Annotated in this window: 14 protein-coding genes and 1 pseudogene; 11 read left to right on the top strand and 4 right to left on the bottom strand. The window is 38.2% G+C overall.

What is annotated here, in order from left to right:
- The 4 genes from A37Q_RS0102755 to A37Q_RS0102740 all read left to right on the top strand — a co-directional run.
- The coding region (locus A37Q_RS0102755; protein WP_018298741.1) for an IS3 family transposase at positions 1-249 on the top strand (249 nt) is incomplete at its 5' end.
- A 17-nt stretch (positions 250-266) separates the two neighbouring features.
- A complete protein-coding gene (locus A37Q_RS0102750; protein ID WP_169710225.1) occupies positions 267-926 on the top strand; it encodes a condensation domain-containing protein in 660 nt (219 codons plus the stop codon).
- Positions 911-2,101: an ATP-grasp domain-containing protein gene (locus A37Q_RS0102745; RefSeq protein ID WP_018298739.1), complete on the top strand. Its 1,191-nt coding sequence runs from the start codon at positions 911-913 to the stop codon at positions 2,099-2,101. Before A37Q_RS0102750 ends, A37Q_RS0102745 begins: the two co-directional genes overlap by 16 nt.
- Entirely contained in the window at positions 2,098-3,345 is a 1,248-nt protein-coding gene (locus A37Q_RS0102740) for an ATP-grasp domain-containing protein (protein ID WP_018298738.1), read from the top strand. The genes A37Q_RS0102745 and A37Q_RS0102740 overlap by 4 nt, the downstream gene beginning before the upstream one ends.
- Positions 3,346-3,369: 24 nt before the next feature.
- Here the strand turns inward: A37Q_RS0102740 and mfd are convergent, their stop codons facing one another.
- The gene (gene mfd, locus A37Q_RS0102735) at positions 3,370-6,798 is read right to left on the bottom strand and encodes a transcription-repair coupling factor (RefSeq protein WP_018298737.1); all 3,429 of its coding nucleotides are present in this window, start codon (positions 6,796-6,798) and stop codon (positions 3,370-3,372) included.
- 249 nt (positions 6,799-7,047) lie between these two features.
- On the opposite strand from mfd, the gene A37Q_RS0102730 reads away from it, so the two are divergent.
- Complete coding sequence (locus A37Q_RS0102730) at positions 7,048-7,608, top strand: DUF2975 domain-containing protein (protein WP_018298736.1); 561 nt, start codon at positions 7,048-7,050, stop codon at positions 7,606-7,608.
- An 8-nt stretch (positions 7,609-7,616) separates the two neighbouring features.
- Positions 7,617-7,832, top strand: coding sequence for a helix-turn-helix domain-containing protein (locus tag A37Q_RS0102725; RefSeq protein WP_018298735.1), 216 nt, complete (start codon positions 7,617-7,619; stop codon positions 7,830-7,832).
- A gap of 4 nt (positions 7,833-7,836) precedes the next feature.
- Here A37Q_RS0102725 and adk read toward each other — a convergent pair whose 3' ends face one another.
- Entirely contained in the window at positions 7,837-8,508 is a 672-nt protein-coding gene (adk, locus tag A37Q_RS0102720) for an adenylate kinase (RefSeq protein WP_018298734.1), read from the bottom strand.
- A 304-nt stretch (positions 8,509-8,812) separates the two neighbouring features.
- Between adk and A37Q_RS0102710 the strand changes: the two genes are divergently transcribed.
- Positions 8,813-10,936, top strand: coding sequence for an RHS repeat domain-containing protein (locus A37Q_RS0102710; protein ID WP_018298733.1), 2,124 nt, complete (start codon positions 8,813-8,815; stop codon positions 10,934-10,936).
- Between the two features lie 125 nt (positions 10,937-11,061).
- Here A37Q_RS0102710 and A37Q_RS0102705 read toward each other — a convergent pair whose 3' ends face one another.
- Entirely contained in the window at positions 11,062-12,750 is a 1,689-nt protein-coding gene (locus A37Q_RS0102705; RefSeq protein ID WP_018298732.1) for a long-chain-fatty-acid--CoA ligase, read from the bottom strand.
- 379 nt (positions 12,751-13,129) lie between these two features.
- Between A37Q_RS0102705 and A37Q_RS0102700 the strand changes: the two genes are divergently transcribed.
- The 4 genes and pseudogenes from A37Q_RS0102700 to A37Q_RS0102680 all read left to right on the top strand — a co-directional run bounded on the left by A37Q_RS0102700 (position 13,130) and on the right by A37Q_RS0102680 (position 20,413).
- Positions 13,130-13,969 carry an SDR family oxidoreductase gene (locus A37Q_RS0102700; RefSeq protein WP_018298731.1) on the top strand — a complete coding sequence of 280 codons (840 nt, stop codon included), beginning with the start codon at positions 13,130-13,132 and terminating at the stop codon, positions 13,967-13,969.
- Positions 13,970-13,996: 27 nt separating this feature from the next.
- A complete protein-coding gene (locus A37Q_RS0102695) occupies positions 13,997-16,270 on the top strand; it encodes an acyl-CoA dehydrogenase (RefSeq protein WP_018298730.1) in 2,274 nt (757 codons plus the stop codon).
- A gap of 30 nt (positions 16,271-16,300) precedes the next feature.
- Positions 16,301-19,104 (top strand): annotated as a pseudogene (locus A37Q_RS0102685) (acyl-CoA-binding protein).
- 118 nt (positions 19,105-19,222) lie between these two features.
- The gene (locus tag A37Q_RS0102680; RefSeq protein WP_018298727.1) at positions 19,223-20,413 is read left to right on the top strand and encodes an acetyl-CoA C-acyltransferase; all 1,191 of its coding nucleotides are present in this window, start codon (positions 19,223-19,225) and stop codon (positions 20,411-20,413) included.
- Positions 20,414-20,462: 49 nt separating this feature from the next.
- On the opposite strand, the gene A37Q_RS0102675 is transcribed toward A37Q_RS0102680, so the two are convergent.
- A complete protein-coding gene (locus A37Q_RS0102675; RefSeq protein ID WP_018298726.1) occupies positions 20,463-20,642 on the bottom strand; it encodes a hypothetical protein in 180 nt (59 codons plus the stop codon).
- Positions 20,643-20,743: the final 101 nt, after the last annotated feature.

Here is a 20,743-nt window from a genome sequence, read left to right as displayed (position 1 = left end):
ATCATTCAACAACATCAAATTAAACAAAGCATGAGTCGTAAGGGAGACTGCTGGGACAATGCTGTGGCTGAAAGCTTTTTTCGAACCTTAAAGACTGAATGTACTTACCATGAAAACTTTAAGACACGAGAGCAAGCTAAAAAAGCTATTTTTGAATATATTGAGGTATTTTATAACCGTAAAAGGAGGCATACACATAATGATTATTTATCCCCTGTAGAGTTTGAGAGAAAATCTAAATTTGCTTAAGAAAACTGTCCGGATTAGTGTTGACACTCCACGGGTATGAGGTTTGCTTTTCACTTACCAAAACATTGAGTGCAGATATTCAACTTACAGCCAAAGCAATAGGCTGTACGCCATTTTCAATTATTCTGGCGGTATACTTCTTATCTTTACATGAGTATTGTGCCAAAGATGATATTGTGATTGGAACCCCGGCATTGGGTCGTATAGGTGAGATTGAAGAGAAAATGGTCGGTAACTTTATCTCTTTAGTGACTATCCGTAGTTTGTATGACAACTCATTGAATAAGAGTATAAATGATTATATTAACAAGATTCATAAAGGCGTATTTCAGGCAATAAAGCATCAAAGTTATCAATATGATGAGTTGTTATTTTCACTTGGCCTAGAGTTAGAACAAGACAGCTTTCCGCTTACAACTTTCTTTATCAGTATGCTAGATAAGCGAGGCAGCAGAGCTGATAACATGGATGATGCATTTATACATAAACCAATGGGCAATGATGTTAAATTCGATATGATGCTTTATGTTGATAATTATGAGGATCTCTATGTATTACGCTCCCAGTATCGACGCGCTTTATTCTCTGAAAAAGATCAAGAGAACTTTTGGCGGAACTTTATCAAAAAACTGAAGCAAATTTGTTGTCGTGAGGAGGCTGTATGTGGTTTGTGTTAATTGGAGCGATAGAGGCAATCTTACAAAGAGCGCCAAAAGGGGCTAAAATAATTGATATTCGAGAGGGAAAAGCGTCTTATTCTTTCCAAGAAAACTATATTAAAGTTTCCTTAGATAGTATCGACTTCGAGCAGGTGCAAGAGATCATCTCATTTATCTCTAAAACCAATCAAATATTTAGTATCACGAAATTTGTATCCTTTACTGAAAAATATCTTGTACTTGCAGCTAAGCTAAATCAAGCATATAAGCTTAGTGGAAATAGTGTTAAGTGCGTGCAAAGTTTGTGTAATAAGGCAAAAATGCGCGCGTTATTAGCCTCAAGTAATAAGATTAATAAACTTTGGAGTCAAGTGCTCAGTATAGAGGAGCTAGAGAGTTTTTTACATATAACTAAACAAGATATTATTATCAAGCCAGTTGATGGTACAGGCAGTCAGCTGATTACGCGCTTTAGTCAGAATATAGATGAGATCCCCAACATTATACAGCGATACCAAGGGTTAGAGGTGGTTTTAATTGAGGAGTTTATAATAGGGAAAGAGTATAGTATTGAGGCCTATACTAAAGCAGGTAAGCATCAAATACTAGCGATAACAGAAAAAAGAATTGATAGTGCTTTTATTGAGTGTGGCCATTTGGTGCCGGCAGCGTTATCCTCAAAGCGAGAGAAGAAGATAAATGAAGCTGTGGAGGCTTTTCTCAATATAGTCGAGCTTTACGAAGGGCCTTCTCATACCGAGGTTATGGTGAATGAAAAAGGTGTATATATTATAGAGGGACACCCAAGGGTGGGAGGGGATCGGATCGTAAGTTTGGTTCGCTTAGCAACAGGGATAGATTTAGTCGAGAAGTATTTATATGATCTAGCTCATATAAGTTATCCGGCTAAAGAAAAAAAGGCCTTGGTTGCGAGTGTCTGCTTTTATAATTTCCCTGAGGGTGCGATTTATCATAAGCCAATAAACCTTATGGCATTAGAAGAACTTAATCTTGATGAGATTACCATTAATTTAAGCATTAGTGAGGTGGCGCAAACACCGAAGAGCTCTTATGATCGCCACTGCTTATATGTAGTTTATGGTGACAGTTATAGTGTATGTCAAAAACATATGGATAAGGTAAATGAAGTATTGCAAGGATCAATAAAACTACAACAAAAGGAGTTAGTGTGAGCGTAGTTATTCTTCATCGGGGATATGTTTTAGAGCTGATTCATTTACTTGAATCTATACCTTTTGCCAAGCAAGTCACGGTGTTGTTATCAAAAGAGAAACTCTCAAAACTCTGCATGGGCCAATTAAAGAAATTAGAGGCGCTAACACAATCATTTCATGTTATTGAACGCTATGATTGCAGCTCCAAAATAGAGCAATGCATTTATCAGTTATCTCAAAAAATGACGATTCAGTGTGTTTTTGCTTGTGCGGAGTTTGATATGTATAGAGCTGAGCGAATCAAAGCTTGGCTTGGGCTTGAGTATATTGATGAGGAAGTATTAAAACGTTTTAGAAATAAAATTAGAATGAAAGATTATTTCTCATCTAAAGGAGTTAACGTAACAAACTATCAAGCAGTCCATTCAGTTCTCGATTTGTATCAATTTGCAGATTGTCATGGCTTTCCACTTGTGTTTAAACAACAAGAAGGTGGCGGTGGGGTTGGTACAAAAATTCTGTGCTCTGAGGAAGATATCGAAAAACTGTCACCGTCTAATTTTAAAATCAATGCCTTTACAGAGCCGGCATTGATGGTTGAGTGTTATACGAAAGGGGCGTTATATCATGTCGATGGATTTGCATGCAGCAATAAAGTACTGTATTTATCTTGCGGGGAGTATATAAATGGTTTTATTCAGGACTTTGATGCAGGGCGCTCTTTGGGCTCGATTTTATTATCTGAGCAATCCGAAATATTCCATTTATTAAAAAAGTATCATCAAAACGTGATAGATGTCTGTGAGCTAAATACGCTATTTTCTTTTCATGCTGAGTATTTTATTCATGAAGGGAAAGTAACCTTGTGTGAGATCGCCTGTAGAACAGGAGGTGCTGAGATTAACCTTGCCAATCGTTTATTAAGAAATATTGATATTAACAGTTGGCTTTTGTGTAGCTCATTTGATAGAGAGCCAAAAGAGGTTTCAGCTAAAAATATTCAATATAGTGGTGGCTGGATTGTGCATAGCATAGGTCATGAAGCTAAAAAGATCAAAGAGATGCCACACGAGTGTGACTTATCGTTTGTAAAGGCATATAAAGCTCTGGTAAGCGAAGGTGATTTACTTGAACCTGCCATTTCTAATATACAAGGACTTTGTCATGGTGTGTTTAGTAGTGACAATGAGGCGCAAGCAAAAGAGCATTTTAAAGTGTTTGATAATTGGGCTAAAGAAAACTTTATACTTAGATTTGATTGACCATTGCAAATTAAAAGCAAAGTATCATTGTTTTTTTAGAAGCGACTGTAGAAAATTCTCAATAAACTCAATTCGCTCATGAGCTTGCTTTAATGCTGCTAAGATAAAAATATGCTGATCTTTATTAATTCGATAATGTTGAGCATGCCGTTGAATAAAGCTGATTAAAATCATTGGGTCAAAGGAAAGAGGCTGGTTAAAGATCACTTTTCCACCAGATGAGTGCATTTCAATGCGCTGAATGCCAAGTGAAGTTGCATCAAGTTTTAAATGCGCAACTTTAAATAGATAATGGGCGTGATTAGGCAAAGGACCAAAACGGTCAATGATTTCAATCTTGATATCATTCAGCTCATTGTGATTTTCTGCACTTGATATGCGTTTATATAAATCAAGGCGAGTATGGACATCAAAGATGTATTCCTCAGGTAGTAAAGCCGGAATACGAAGCTCAATAACACTTTGGTTGCTAAAGGACTGATTGATCGCATGGATATCAAACTTCTCACCATTTTGTAGTGCTTTGATTGTCTTATTTAACAAGTCCATATAAAGGTTAAAGCCAATGCCTTGCATATTTCCACTTTGCTCTTTTCCAAGAAGCTCACCCGCGCCGCGAATTTCTAAATCATGATTCGCAAGCATAAACCCTCCACCAATAGAGGCCGTTTCAGAGATTGCCTCAAGGCGTTTTTTAGCATCTTTTTGCAAGGATTGAAAAGGTGGTGTTAGCAGGTAAGCATAAGCTTGATGGTGAGAGCGTCCAACACGTCCTCGAAGTTGATGAAGTTGGGCAAGACCAAAGTTATCCGCTCGTTCAATAATAATGGTATTGGCATTGGCAATATCAATGCCTGTTTCAATAATAGTGGTGCAAACAAGGATGCTATAGCGGTTTTGTTGAAACTCAAACATGACCTTTTCAAGCTCTCGCTCGCGCATTTGTCCATGACCGACAGCAATGTTATATTCAGGGAAAAGTTGACGGAGCTCATCTGCCTTATCATAAATGGTATCAACTTGATTATGAAGATAATAGACCTGACCACCGCGCAGCACTTCACGAAGGATTGCTTCACGTATCACATTTTGTTTTCTTTCTTTAATAAATGTTTTCACAGACAAGCGCTTTGCAGGCGGAGTAGAGATCACTGATAAATCGCGAATGGCAGAGAAGGCCATATTAAGTGTGCGTGGGATTGGAGTTGCGGTCATCGTTAGAATATCAATATTGGCGCGCATTGCTTTCATTTTTTCTTTATGAGCAACACCAAAGCGATGCTCTTCATCGATGATCAGAAGACCGAGGTTATTGAAGCTGATTTTTTCAGAGAGCAGCTTATGTGTGCCAATAATAATATCAATTGTGCCTGTTTGTAGCTGATCAATGATTTTATTTTGCTCTTTGATGGTTTTGAAGCGTGATAACAGCTCAACATTAGCGCCAAGCTCACTAAAGCGATCTTTGAAGTTATCATAATGCTGTTGAGCTAAAAGTGTAGTTGGTGCTAAAATGGCCACTTGTTTATTGTTATGTACTGCCATAAATGCTGCACGCATTGCAACTTCTGTTTTACCAAAGCCAACATCACCGCAGACTAAGCGATCCATTGGTCTCTCGCGGATCATATCTTTGATGACATCATTAATGGCTGTCAGCTGATCATCTGTTTCCTCAAAAGGAAACCCTTCACAAAATGATAGATAGGCTTTTTCATCAAATATATTAGCAAAGCCTTTTTTTAAGTTGCGCTCAGCATAAATTGCAAGGAGCTCTGCTGCAATATCATTGAGCTTCTTAGCTGCCTTTTCTTTTTCCTTTTCCCATTTTTCAGTGCCAAGCTTATTTAAAGGCGCATGCTCTAGCTCTGTTCCACTATAGCGACTGACAAGGTGGATATCATGAATGGGCACATAGAGCTTTTCATTATTTTTATAACTCAATGTTAAAAATTCATTTTCCTGATTGGCAATATCAAGTTTGGTTAAGCCTTGATAGCGACCAACACCATATTCAATATGTACGACAGCAGCGCCTGGGGTAATCTCTGAGAGATCTTTAATCGCAACACTTGGGTGTTTGCTTTCGGTTTTTTGTGTTTTATAGCTTGCAACATGATTGGCAAATAAATCATATTCTGTAATAAGTGCACTGTCTTGAGTAAAAAAACCTTCAATGAAAGGGGCGCTTATTATGATATATTGAGCACTTGTTTGATTAACCTCCAGCCAGTTATTGCAAGAAGTGGCTCTTATATTTAACTTGGTAAGATTCTCTAATAGAACCTCTTTTCTCCCAATGCTGTCAGCACAAAAGACAACCTTTTTGAAATGATGGGATTCAAGAAAATTAAGCAAATGCTTGTAGGGTTCTTTGTATTGATAATGTACGCGGATATCATCGATTGTTTGATAGGGTAAAATAGTTGATTTTTGCTTTGTAGATGCAAGCCATTTAATATTCTTGAATGCTTTTTGTGCTTTGGTGATTTGCTCAAGTGGAAGATAAACCTGATCAATCTCTAAAAGTGGACGCTCTCGGTCGTAGCGTAATTGCTCATGGCGAGCCACAATGTCACTAAAGTATTTTTGCTTGGCTTCATCGATATTATAAATTTGATGAACAATGGTATTTTCGGGTAAATAGTCAAAGAAGTTTGCGCATTGCTCATAAAATAGTTTTAAATAAAACTCAACGCCACCGATTGATTTTTTGCTCATTAAATCCTGATAAATACTCGCATTTGTTGCAATATGAGGGAAAAATTGCTGCCAATTCTCGGCGATGGTATCTAATGTTCTTTCATCAAATATAAATTCATTGGCAGGTAAAATATCAATCGCATTAATTGGGCTTAAGGAGCGCTGTGACTCAATGTCAAAGATTCGGATACTGTCTACTTCATCATCAAATAAATCAATTCTAAAGGGGGTGTTGGCGCCCATTGGGAAGATATCTAAAATGCTGCCTCTAACGCTGAATTCACCCCTTGATAGAACCTGTGTCACTAAGCGGTAACCTGCCATCTCAAGGATTTTTCTTTTCTCAGTGAGCTCTATCGTATCGCCTTTTTTTAACACCAAGGACTGCCCTTGGATAAAACTGACAGGGGGGAGCAGTTTTAACAATGTTGTGGCTGCTATCAGAATAATATCTGCCTGATGATTGCTGATTGCATATAGCGTTTTAAGCCTTGTTGAATGAATGTCTTCTGAGGCAGAGAAATAGTCAAATGGAAGAATTTCTAGATCTGGGAAAAGGTGTATATTTTTATCAGGCAGTAAGTAGTTTATTTCATGATATAGCTGCTGCGCTTTTTGTGCATCAGGGGTAATAATAAGCTGGGTATCATCTTGATGTGTTGTGAAAAACTCAACCAAGTTCAAAGAAAGTGTCGGCAAAATTGCATTGGAGTAGATATCACGTTTGTGATCAAGCTTAGAGATGAGCATAAATATATTAACGTTACTATGAAGGCATCTTTTAATGCTCTCTATTGTATACATAGCACACGCGATTTCACAGTTTTTTGTATATTCTAAGAACCAATGAGGTGTGTATGAAGGTATATGATACTATATTTTTTCAAGGAAAAATAAAGTTTAACGATTATATTTTATTGATATTCGATAATAAATTATTGATTTGTATTTTATTCTTGATATGATTATTCAGGAAATCACTAACAGAGGGTTATTATTATGTATGACAAGATAGAAAATTTGAGTCGCTTTTATCGAATATTTTTCCAGATTTGTTTTTACCTTATTCCAATTGCTATTTTGTATTATTGGCTAACATTTTATCCTACTAATTCTGGCAATAGTGGAAACTGGATGCTTGATGTTGGCATTGGTGCAGACTTTTTGAGTTATATTAAGACAGATAGCATAACGCTTGTGACAAAGCTGCTTGCTTTTATTAGCTCAATGTTGCCGGCGGGTGTTGTTATGTATGGACTCAGGCAACTTATTGTGCTTTTTCGATCTTATGAAAAAGGCGACATTTTTACTTTAAAAAATACGCGATGTTATCAAGCACTTGGCTATACTTTGTTTGCTTGGGTGATTGCTGGGGTAATATACAGTGGTCTGATCTCAGTCATTCTAAGCTATCATAATCCAACAGGGGAGCGTGTTTTATCACTTACATTAAGTGGCATTGATATTGTGGCACTTATTACAGGATTTGTAATTATTCTTATTTCGCGAGTGATGAGAATTGCGCAAGTTGTTTCAGAAGAACAAGAATTAACGATTTAAGGTTTAACATGGGTATTATTGTTAATTTAGATGTAATGATGGCTAAACGCAAAGTGCGCTCAAAAGATTTAGCCAAGGCGATTGGACTTACTGAGCAAAATCTATCAATTTTAAAAAATAATAAGGCCAAAGCTGTGCGCTTTTCAACGCTTGAAGAAATCTGTAGAGTGCTTAAGTGTCAGCCAGGTGACCTGTTGGAATATCAAGAGGCTGAAGAGCTGTAATGCTTTAGCTTACTTCCTTTTCAGTTAATTTTGAGATAATAACATCGGTCACTTCATTCACACCTTTTGAGCCATCAACTGTAATATAAGCTGGTTTTTTAAGCTGGTTGCTTGGGTCATTAAAGTGCTGATAATATTCAATTAATGGAGCAGTTTGTTTGTGGTAGACATTGAGCCTGTCTTTGACAATCTCTTCAGCATCGTCTTTTCTTTGAATTAAATCTTCGCCTGTCACATCATCTTTTCCAGCAACTTTCGGTGGGTTGTTCTCAATATGGTAGGTGCGCCCAGATGACTCATGAATGCGTCTGCCTGACATGCGTTTAATGATAATGTTATCATCAAGGGTGATCTCAACAATACAGTCAATTTCAACGCCTAATTTTTTAAGTGCTTCAGCCTGTCCAAGGGTTCTTGGTACGCCATCAAGCATAAAACCATTTTTGCAATCAGCCTTAGAAATTCGCTCTTTTACGATTTCAATAATAAAATCATCAGATACAAGCTCGCCAGCATCAAGAATCTTTTTAAGCTTTATACCTGTTTCAGAGCCGGATTTAATAGTGGCGCGCAGCATATCACCTGTGGAGATTTGCGGAATGTTAAAGTGTGCTTCAATTTTTTTTGCTTGTGTGCCTTTGCCTGCACCCGGTGGGCCAAGGAGGATGATTTTCATTAGTATAACCTTTATTATAATAAATACTCAGATGGGTTTATCATATGAAAAATCAAAAAAAAAGCCCATGAAAATATAGAAATATTTTTAGTAAGTGGAAAAATTAAGTATTGCGACTAAGTGGGTTTTGCGCTTTGTGTTATGCAGTATAAATTTTTTTCAAATACCTAAATTACTTTTTTAGGTCTGATCAATTATTCTTCTTAGTTCATTGATGGGGTGATCTTGTTTTTTTTGAGTGTACTACATAGTAGTGAGACTTTGAGTTTCAATGCTTAATATTAAATAAATATGGGGAGAGAGTATGAATTTCACAAAGAAGTTAAGTGTTTTATTATTGGGCGGTTGTTTATGTAATGTCGCACTGGCATCAGAGAGTATCAATTATAATTACAGTGAATATAACCAATTAAAATCAGTTGATAATGGAGTATCAGAGCTTGAGTATGGCTATTTGTCTACAGGGCAAATGTCGGATTCAAAGACCAGCTTTCATTTAACCAGCACACAAAGTGGCTTTGATTATACATATGATGATATCAATCGTTTGGTATTGATTAAAGATAGTAAAGGTGGTCAAAGTCATTTTATTTATGATGCGTTAGGACATTTGATATCAGTACAGTATCAAAGTGCTTCAGGCAGTTTGTTACAAGATGCAGTATCGCTTAAGTATAACCAAAAAGCTCAGTTAACTGAGCGACTTTCTTATTTATCGAATACAACAGAAGTGCTGTCGTATGACGGGTTGGGTCGTTTAGTGACTCAGTTGGTATATCAGGGCGTTTCTGGCGAGAGAAGTGTGCTTCTTTCATCTTTAAGTTATCACTATGATGCTTTAGGCCGTATTGTTAAGAAGGTTCGAGTGAATGCTGAAGGAGTGAACTCAACTGAAAGCTATATTTATGATCAGATGAATCAGTTAAGTGAGTATAGCTGTTCAGGGTCGCTTTGTCCTGAAGATGATGGGGTAGTATCAGAGAGCTATTACTATAATGCAATGGGGAGTTTATTGTCTGTAGAGAGTCATTATGCCAATGGGGGTTATAGTGAGATGGCCTATCAGTATAATAATGATTATCCTGATCGCTTGGACAACTACAGTAAAGATAATACAAGTTACCACTTTAGCTATGATCAAATGGGTAATATGGTGATAGATGATATAGGGAGCGAGATTCATTACAATGGCTTTGGCCGCATTGATCAGGTAATTCAACCAAACACAAATCAAAGCAGTGACTATTATTACAATGGATTGAATGAGCTTATAAGTGTTAAGCATAACAACCACTATGAGCAGTATCTTTATAGTCAGTTGGGATTAATGGGGGTTGATTCAATTGATAGTACAAATAGTGAGATAACTCTTACACAACGTTATCTTTATGCGGGGAGTGATAAGGTTGGGGTGTTTAACTATACTCAGGACAATCAAGCAAGTTATCAGGGGTATATTAAAGATTATGCAGGAAGTATATTGGCTTTAGTCGAAAGAACAGATGAGGCTATGAGTGAGATTGTACAAAGTTATCGTTATACGCCCTATGGAAAACTCACAAAGATACAAACTGAAGCAAATAAACAAAGCAGTACATTAGGTTATAATGGAGAGCTTACTGATAAGTCAACAAGCTGGCAGCTATTAGGAAAAGGAACAAGAGCCTATAACCCAAGAATCAGGCAGTTTACAAGTAGCGACACATGGAGTCCTTTTGGGAGAGGTGGTATCAATAGGTATGCCTATTTATCACAAGCAAACCCTATTATGTATAGTGATCCGAGTGGACATATGATGCGAAGTCGTATGAACCAATCTATATCTCGTAGCTCGCAACCTAAAAAGTCTAAAATGAGGGATAATATTCTTAAGGGAGGGCAGAAGCTAGGGGCAGGACATCATGGAGATGTATATGAGTATGAGGGGAAAGTATATAAATTATTTAATAGTGAATATGTAAGTAGGTTGGATGGAGATGAAACTATGGCGTTAAGGGCTGCAAGAGTAGTCAACTCTCTAAGTATAAACCAAAAAGCAGGCTTATCTATAAAAGCCGTAGGGGAACATTTGGATATTTTAGAGATGCCTAGACTTGAGTTTAAGTCGATGCTGTCAAAAGCTACAGAGGATTTCATTCATCAACAACTTGCTATAAGTGGTAGGACTATGGATGACTTAAGGGCTGATAATGTCGGGTATTTAAATGGAAATCCAGTAATAACTGATGTCGATAGAGTTGTATTAAAAAATAGGAGGGGCTCTATATATTCTGAGGCACTGTATATTGAAGAGCACCCTCCCTTATCTATGGTTGAGAGTAATAGCTCACCCCTAAATAATCTGGGTTTTGGCATGAGTGCTAGGAGTCTTCTTTTAGAAAACTCTGGTGAGTATCAATTTAAAGGTTTTGGAGAGGGTAGATGGTAGTGTGCACCTAACTCTATTTGTTAGATTTATGCCAATCTGTGTTTTAGATGTTAAAAACAGGAAAGTTAAAATTAAACTGACACAGTTAAATGGGCACTACCTTGTAATGGCAAAAAAGTTTATTTTCAGGCTTCACCCTGATTAAGAATATACTCCTCTTTTAGCTTTTCTTTCATCACTTTACCAACCGTATTTTTAGGCAGCTCATCAAGGAAGAAAATATCCTTAGGGGTCTTGTAATGAGCAAGCTGGGTGTAACAAAACTCGGTAATATCTTTTGCGCTAATGGAGGCGCCTTCAGTTAATACAACAAAGGCGACTGGTTTTTCTCCAGAGCTTTTAGAGGGGGCGCCAACGACGGCAACATTGTCAACTTCAGGCATTTTTAAAATGGCATTTTCAACTTCTTTTGGAAAGACATTAAACCCTGAGACAATCAGCATATTTTTAGAGCGACCGGAAATGGTGAGTCTCCCTTTGTGATCAAGATAACCTAAATCACCTGTTTTAAGCCATCCATCGGCTAAAAAATGCTCTTTGGTTGCCTCTTCAAGCTTCCAATAGCCTTGGGCTTGTTGTGGTCCTTTCACCCAAATTTCTCCAACTTCTCCTTGTGCTAAAATTTCGCCTTGGTCATTTCTAATGGTGAGCTCTGTGCTGGAAAGTGGATAACCCACTGTGCCATTAAAGCCATCACCATCATCAAATTTATTCATCGTGACCGCAGGGGACATCTCAGATAGACCATAGGCTTCTTTGATTTCAATGCCTGTCACGGCTTTCCAGTCATTGGCAACTCGCTCAGTTGTGCTCATGCCGCCACTTAAAGTGTGCTTAAAGTGCGGGAAAGTGGATTGCCTGAAGGCATCGTTATGCAGTAGTGCCATATATAAGGTATTAATACAGTTAAAGATGGTGAAAGGTGTTTTTTGCAAGGTTTTAACAAGTGATTTAATGTCTCTTGGGTTAGGGATTAACACCTGTTTTGAGCCCATTAGATAAAAAGTAAATAGATTCGCTGTGAGCGCAAAGATATGATATAGCGGCAACGCACCGATAATAACCTGCTTATCAAGTTCAACATCACCTCTAAGCCATGCCCAAACCTGATGAACATTAGCAACAATATTTCGATGTAAAAGAATCGTCCCTTTAGGCTTACCGGTCGTTCCGCTTGAATATTGTAAACAAGCAATATCATCAGGGCTAATATTTGCTTTATTTAGGGGCTTTTGGTAGTTAAGTGTATCTTTAAAGTGATGAAATTTCCCTTTGCTATAGTGTGGTTTCATCCCTTTTAAATAGGTTGCAACAAAGTGAATTAATTGCTTTTTAGGAAAGGGATATAGGTCAACCAAATCCGTTGTCATTGCATGTTTTAAGTGGGGTAAGGTACCAAGGGAGGGTTCAATTAAGTGGGCAAAGGTTGAAAGAACAATAATAGCTTTTGCCTCTGAGTCTTCAAGAATTTCTTTGACTTCAACTTCAGTGTAAAGTGGGTTGATACTGACAAAAATACAGCCGAGCTTTAACAGCCCAAAAAGTACAACAGGAAATTGCAGTAAATTGGGCAGCATAATGGCAACGGGGTCTTCTTTTTTAATGCCAAGCTCATGCTGAAGGTAGGCAGCGAAATGCTCAGCATAGCGATCCACTTCAGCAAAGCTTAGGCTATGATCATGACAGGATATTGCCGCTTTAGATGGGCATTTTTGCGTAATAGCATCATATAAATCAATCAACGTATCTTCCGATGGACTTATTTCTGCTGGGACATTGTCAGGATAATATTGCAGCCAAGGCTTGTTGTTCATATATCATGCTCCGTATGGTTAAACAAGTACTACTTAAAGTATTTCTCAGTCAGTACTCATGTGTTTCAATAATTTTGTAGTTTTTCTCTAAAATCTTATAAAACGTAAGTGTTAGTGTAATGATATTCTGATTATAGTAAGTAATTGTATGGCTTAAGAGGTTGTTTTGTAAATAAATTCATAACTGAAAAAATGAAAAATATTGCAAGTGCAGCATTTATATGGAAGAATTTGATGCACTCTAGTTATTTTTTTTCCAATAAGTGATATATTCGTTAGGTGTAAAAAATAAACCAGATGAAAATAAATACAGCAAGGACTTATAGAATAAGATTAAAGATATTAACACTTGATTAAGCTAACTGAAGGAGTTTGTTACATGACATTATTAAAAGACAAGGTGGTTTTTATTGGCGGTGCGACAAGGGGGGTTGGCAAAGCGATTGCAATGAAAGCGGCAGCAGAAGGGGCGCATGTTGTTATTACAGGGAAAACAGATAAACCACACCCTAAACTACCCGGTACCATTCATAGTGCTAAAGAGGAAATTGAGGCAGCTGGCGCTAAAAGTGTGACAGCCATTGTTTGTGATGTAAGAGATTTAGAATCGTTGAAGGCAGCGATAGATCAAGTTGGTGAGCGTTTTGGTCGCATTGATGTGTTGGTGAATAATGCAAGTGCACTTTATTTGTTACCGACTGAAGCACTGACAGAGAAGGCATTTGATTTAATGCACCAAATTATTGTTAGAGGTAGCTTATTTGCTAGTAAATATGCATTGCCATACCTTAAAAACTCAGATTTACGACAAATTATTAATATTGCGCCAAGTGTTGAGATGAAGCCAAAGTGGTTTGGAAACCATACGGCTTATACGTTATGCAAGTTTGCCTCTTCAATGATGGTAACAGGGCTTGCGCATGAGTTTAAAGCTGACAAAATCAGTGTTAATGCACTTTGGCCTGCAACCTTATTAAATACAGCGGCGGTTAAGTTTGTTTTAGGCGGCGATGCTGCACTTGCTCATACACGCGATCCTAAGATTATGGCCGATGCTTTAAGCGAGGTGATCAAAAAGAATGTTACTGGAAAGTATTTTCTAGATGATCAAGTTATTAGAGAAATGGGGAAAGATCCAGATAGCTATGCTACTGTTCCGGGAAATAAGCCGTATGTCGATTTATATGTGGAAGAGACAGAATTACAAGTGCATAGCTGATAATAACAATAAGATGAGGATATGCTCATGATTAGAAGAATCTACAAGTCTAGCAAAAAATCGATGCCGCCTATTTCTGTGACCGAACAAGTTGCATTAGATGCAGGTGATTGCTGGTATGAAAAAGAAGTATTCCAAGGCAAACCAAACTTTAATCAACTACATAGTGCTAAAAAGTTTGAATTATCTGAAGAAGAAAAAGACTTTTTAAATAACGAAACTGAGAGATTATGCTCGATGCTCGATGATTGGCAGATTACGCATGTGGATCGTGATTTGCCAGTGGAAGTATGGAATTATATCCGTGAGAAAGGTTTTTTTGGCTTAGTGATACGTCAAGAATATGGCGGTAAAGGGTTTTCAGCTGCGGCGCACTCAGAGATTGTCATGAAGATCGCCACAAAAAGTGTCTCGGCAGCGGTGACAGTGATGGTGCCAAACTCTTTAGGGCCAGGTGAGTTATTACACCATTATGGTACAAAAGAGCAAAAAGATATGTTTTTGCCGCGCTTAGCATCAGGTGTTGATATTCCATGCTTTGCCCTAACAGGACCAACTGCAGGCTCAGATGCAACCTCTTTGCCAGATAAAGGCACGGTTTGCTATGGTGAGTACCAAGGTAAAAAAGTTTTAGGCATTAGGCTTGAGAATATTAATAAGCGTTATATTACTTTGGCGCCAGTTGCAACACTTGTTGGGCTTGCCTTTCAGTTAAGTGATCCAGAGGGATTGTTGAAAGAAGAGGGTCAAGAAGGGATTACCTGTGCATTATTACCTCACGATCATCCGGGGCTTGAAATTGGCAATCGTGCACTACCACTGTCACAGGCATTTATGAATGGCACTATCCGTGCTGAGAAAATGTTTATTCCAATCGATTGGATTATCGGTGGGCAGAAAATGGCAGGCGATGGATGGCGTATGCTTGTGGAGTGCCTCTCTATTGGCCGTGCTATCTCGCTTCCTGCTTGCGGAACAGCAAATGCGCTGTTATCAACAGTGATTACCTCAGCATATTCAATGGTCAGAGAGCAGTTCAAAACGCCGATTGGTTATTTTGAAGGTGTCGAGGAGTTTTTAGGGCAAATGGGTGGCTTGGCCTATCTTGCTGATGCAACAAGACAGTTTACGGTTGCTGCTGTTGATGCCGGGATTAAGCCATCGGTTGCCTCAGCGATATCAAAATATCATTTAACGGAAACTGGCAGAGTTGTCCTTAATCATGCAATGGATATTCATGGTGGTCGCGGTATCATTATGGGTCCCAATAACTATCTTGCACGTGGTTATCAAGCAACGCCCGTTGGCATTACGGTTGAAGGGGCGAATATTATGACGCGCAATTTAATGATATTCGGTCAAGGCGCGATGCGCTGTCATCCCTATATTCGTGAAGAGTCAGAAAGTTTGATGAATCCTAATGAGAAAGAAGGCTATGAGGCCTTTTCTAAGCTCATGAAAAAGCATATGGGCTACCTGACTAAAAATATTCTACGAACGTTTTGGTATGGGATAAGTTGTGGCGCAACAGCAACTGGTTATCACTCTAAATTTAATGTGTATTATAAAAGAATCACACGCTTAAGTACGGCATATGCTGCTATCAATGATATCGCTTTAATTAGCCTTGGCGGTGCGCTTAAGAGAAAAGAGCGTCTGTCTTCTCGTTTGGGCGATGTGATGAGCTATCTTTATATGGCGTGTGCAGTATTGAAATATTATAAAGATCAAGGCGAGAAAAGTGAGGATGATATCTTTGTTGAATGGGCGCTTCAGCACTGTTTATATCAGGCGCAAGATGCGTTGGTTGAAACCTTAAGAAACTTTCCCAATAGAATGTTGGCTGCAAGTTTGAAGTTTATTGCGTTCCCTTATGGAAAGCCATATAAAAAGCCAAAAGATATATTAGAGAAAAAAATCTCACATGCACTATTAAAAGATGCTAAAACACGTCAAAGAATGAAAGCAAAATGCTATGTCCCTGAAGATGAAAAAGATCCAGTTGGCCGAGTTGAGCATGCTTATCAGATGATGCTGAAGGCCATTCCTATTCAGCAGAAGATAAAAGATGCCATAAAAGCAAAAAAACTCGAGAAAGGTCCATGGCAGTCTCTTATTGATAAAGCGCGCGCTAGTGGTGTGATTTCTGATGAGGAGATCATGCTGTTAAAAGAGGTGGCAAAAACAACCAATGCGGTTATTCAAGTGGATGAATTTGGCCCTTATGTGTTAGGCCCTAAAAACGCCCACCCTGAATGGCAAAGCTACTATCAAAATGAGAAAAACCCAGAAACAGTTTAAAGCTTTAAGTATAAAAATTAAGGAATATAAATGAGTGATTTAGAAACAAAATTTCAACAGATGTTAACCGCTGTTCGTGATGCAAGTATTGATTTTAAGCCAAATAATACGCAAAAACTAAAGCTTTATGCCTTTTATAAACAGGCGACAGAAGGTGATGTACAAGGTGATTGTCCATCCGCTATCAAAATGGTTGAGCGGGCAAAGTGGATGGCTTGGAATGCAATAAAGGGAAAATCAAAAGAAGAAGCGATGGAAGGCTATTTAAAAGTTTTTGAAGAGTAAAAAAAGGTTAACTTAGAGATTATTTGATGATGTTTACAAATGACCTAAATAAAAGTGAACACTCCTCATAAGCTTGTTATTTTGCCAAATGGTTATTTCATCGTGTTTTGATGTTGGTCGTAAAAGCATAGTCTTTAAGTTTGAGTCATTTTGTAAAAAGAAGAGATAAGAATACGAAGGAGCAAAATTCAATGCACAAATATACAGTTAATAAAGTAGCTGTTCTCGGCGCAGGTGTTATGGGTGCGCAAATTGCCGCACACTTCGCTAATGCGAGGATTCCTGTCATTTTATATGATTTAAAGGCAAAAGAAGGGCCTAAAAATGCACTGATTGAAGGATCACTAAAAAAACTGCTTAAGCTAAAACCTGCCCCGTTTAGCTCAAGTTTAAGCCCTGAATATATTACTGCTGCTAACTATGATGATGACTTAGAGAAACTAAGTGAATGTGATCTTGTGATAGAGGCGATTGCTGAGCGCTTAGATTGGAAAGAAGCGCTGTATCAAAAAATTGCCCCTCATGTAAAAAAAGAGGCGATCATTGCAAGTAATACATCAGGTCTTAGTATTGAAAAATTAACACAAAGCTTACCAAAAGCGCTGCAAAGTCAATTCTGTGGGGTACACTTTTTTAACCCGCCACGTTATATGCCACTTGTGGAGTTGATTCCACATCAAAATATTAAGCCTGAAATTATAGATGTGCTTGAAAGTTTTCTTGTGCACAGTTTAGGAAAAAGCATTATTCGTGCAAAAGATACGCCAAATTTTATTGCCAATCGCTTAGGCGTATTCTCGATGTTAGTCACTTGTTATTATACCGAAAAGTATAATATTCCACTTGAGGTGGTTGATGCTTTGACAGGAAAGAAATTGGGAAGAGCCAAAAGTGCTACCTTTAGAACTGCCGATGTTGTCGGTTTGGATACCTTTGCTCATGTAGTAAATACGATGAAAGATAACCTTGAAGATGGTTGGGAAAAAATCTATCAACTGCCTGATTGGATTCATCTTTTGGTTGAGCAAGGTGCGCTTGGGCAAAAAACCAAAAAAGGGCTTTATGTTAAAGAAAAAGATGGCATTAAGGTGCTTGATTTAGAAACAAAAAGCTATAGAGCATCTGAGAAAAAAGCAGATAAAGCAGTGCTTGAGATATTGCAAGAAAAAGACTGGGGCGTAAAGCTTCAAAAGTTACGCGAGAGTGATCACCCAGAGGCGAAGTTTTTATGGTCATGTTTTCGTGAAATGTTTCACTATGCAGCAGCGCTTTGTGGCGATATTTCTGATTATCCAAAAGATATGGATATGGCTATCCGTTGGGGATTTGGTTGGAAAGAAGGCATATTTGAGATATGGCAGCAGGCAGGTTGGCAGCAAGTCATTAAGTGGTTGGAAAGTGATATTGAGTCAAACTTATCCCTCTCTAACGCTCCATTGCCAGCATGGATTTATGATCTAAATGAAGGTGTTTATCATGATAATAAAGAGTTTAGCTATCTTGATAAAAAACTGATTCATCGTAGTGAATTAGCTGTCTATCAGCGCCAACTGGTAAAAGATAAGGTCGTTGGTGAGACAAATCAATTAAATGAAACAACGCTTTATGAGAATTCAGGTGTTCGCCTTTGGAGTATTGACTCTGAAGTGGGTATTTTATCATTTAAAAGTAAAATGTGTTCTATAGGTCAAGAAGTGCTGACAGGTATTTCAGAGGCTATTAAAATTGCTGAGAAAAAATGTAGCGCCATGGTGATTTGGCAGGAGAAAGATATTTTCTCAGCAGGGGCCAATCTAGAGGAGTTTGGCTTTTTATTTATGATGAATGGAAAAGATGCGGTTTATGATGTTATTAAACGTGGTCATCAGGTTATCACACAAGAGCTTCGCTATAGTAAGATTCCAGTCGTTGCAGCTGTTAAAGGGTTTGCTTTTGGCGGTGGCTGTGAAATCATCCTTCACTGTGATGCAGCTGTTGCTGCACATGAAAGTTATATTGGACTTGTTGAGGCAGGTGTTGGAATTATTCCTGGTTGGGGCGGCTCTAAAGAGATGGCTAAGCGTGCCTCAGAAGCGCAAGCACCATGGAAAGACTTTGAACGCCGTTATAAAAACCTTGCAATGGCAGAGGTGGCAACAAGTGCCTATGAGGCAATTGAAAAAGGCTTTTTAAGAGACAGCGATACTGTGGTTATGAACACAAAAGAGATTTTATCTGTGGCAATCGAGAAGGCCAAATATTTAGCCTTTAAGGGCTATAGAGCACCGCTTAAACGTCCGTTTAAAGTGTTTGGTGAGGCTGGGATTTCTACAGTGAAAGGGCTTTTGGTGAATATGAAAGATGGCAATCAGATCTCAGAGCATGATTATAAGATTGCTTGTAATCTTGCCGATGCAATGTGTGGTGGTAATATTGAAAAAGACACATTGGTTTCAGAGGATTGGGTACTTGAGAGAGAGCTTGAAAACTTTGTGGAGCTTGCATTATCTGAGAAGTCAGCACAGCGTATGCAATATATGCTAGAGACAGGAAAACCACTTAGAAACTAGTAAGAGAGCTAAGAATGTAAACTATAAAACGGCTAGTTTTTGGCTAACTAGCGTTGGTATTTAAATTTGAAATCATATGATCAATAGAGATTGAGATTTTTAAAAGGAGAACCGAAAGGTGAGTGAACAAACAGTATATATTGTTGCCGCAAAGCGTGCAGCTGTAACAAAAGGTAAACGTGGCGGCTTTGCTAAAAAACGCCCAGATGATCTTTTGGCTGATGTATTAAAAGAAACCCTAAAAGAGTCCAAGGTGAACCCTGAAGATGTGGGTGATGTTGTCATTGGTTGTGCTATGCCTGAGGCGGAGCAAGGCATGAATGTAGCACGTATTTCAACGTTGCTTGCAGGGCTTCCAGATAGTGTGCCTGCTTTTACAATTAATCGCTATTGTAGCTCAGGGATTCAATCCATTGCAATTGCAGCGAATGAAATTGCACAAGGCAATATGGATGTTGCTATCGCAGGGGGTGTTGAAAGCATGAGTATGATTCCATTTGGCGGGCATAATATCTCATTTAGTAATGATGTGTTTGCAAAAGATGAAAATGTGGCGATTGCTTATGGAATGGGAATTACTGCTGAAAATGTTGCCAACAAGTGGGATATTTCCCGCCAAGCACAAGATGAGTTTGCACTGAAAAGTCATCAAAAAGCATTAGCCGCCATTGAAAGAGGCGACTTTAAAGAGGAAATTATCCCTGTTCATGTTCATCATCGAAAACCCGATATGAAAGCACATAAAATTGTCGATCATGAAGTGACCATTGATACAGATGAAGGGGCAAGAAAAGATACTTCCATTGAGGCGCTTTCTCGCTTGAAGCCTGTATTTGCAAAAGGCGGTAGTGTCACAGCTGGTAATAGCTCCCAAGTATCTGATGGTGCTGGTGCTGTTGTGCTTGTGAGTGAAGCTTACCTAAAAAAACATAACCTAAAGCCATTAGGTAAATTTTTAGGGTTTGCAGTGGCTGGTGTTCCTGCTAAGATTATGGGAATTGGACCGATTAAAGCGATTCCAAAAGCATTAAAGCAAACAAACCTTGAGCTAAAAGATATTGATTGGATTGAGCTTAATGAGGCATTTGCTGCACAGTCTTTGGCTGTGATTAATGAGCTGAATTTGGATCAAGCTAAAGTAAATCCATGTGGTGGTGCGATTGCACTTGGGCATCCACTTGGTGCAACAGGGACAATTTTAACCGTAAAAGCGCTTCATGGATTAAAAAGGACCAATAAAAAATATGCAATGATTACTATGTGTATTGGTACAGGAATGGGCGCTGCTGGAATTATTGAGGCTTGTTAAATATAAAAGCAAGCGCATCTTTTTCTTTCACCTATTATCTTTGTTTAAATTAAATACTTCTCTCTGCGTTCACACTTGCGCTGCCACCGTGATCTTGTGATACGCTGTGATAATATGTGGGATTTGTATTAGGTAAAAAATCGTTATCATGTGCAAATGCTGGACTCATGGCACCAACAGCAAAAGCAGATAATGAGATAATGACTAGTTTGTTAATTAAGTTTTTCATGGTACTTCTCCTTCAAATAATTGATCGGTTGTTCTATATGTAAAACAAATTGTTTTTCGTTTTGTAATTTGTTTTGCTTATGTTTCTATAGTAATTGTTGT

It is taken from the genome of Fangia hongkongensis FSC776 = DSM 21703, assembly GCF_000379445.1.
GTDB lineage: Bacteria > Pseudomonadota > Gammaproteobacteria > Francisellales > Francisellaceae > Fangia > Fangia hongkongensis.
This window is presented reverse-complemented; position numbering and strand designations above follow the sequence as displayed.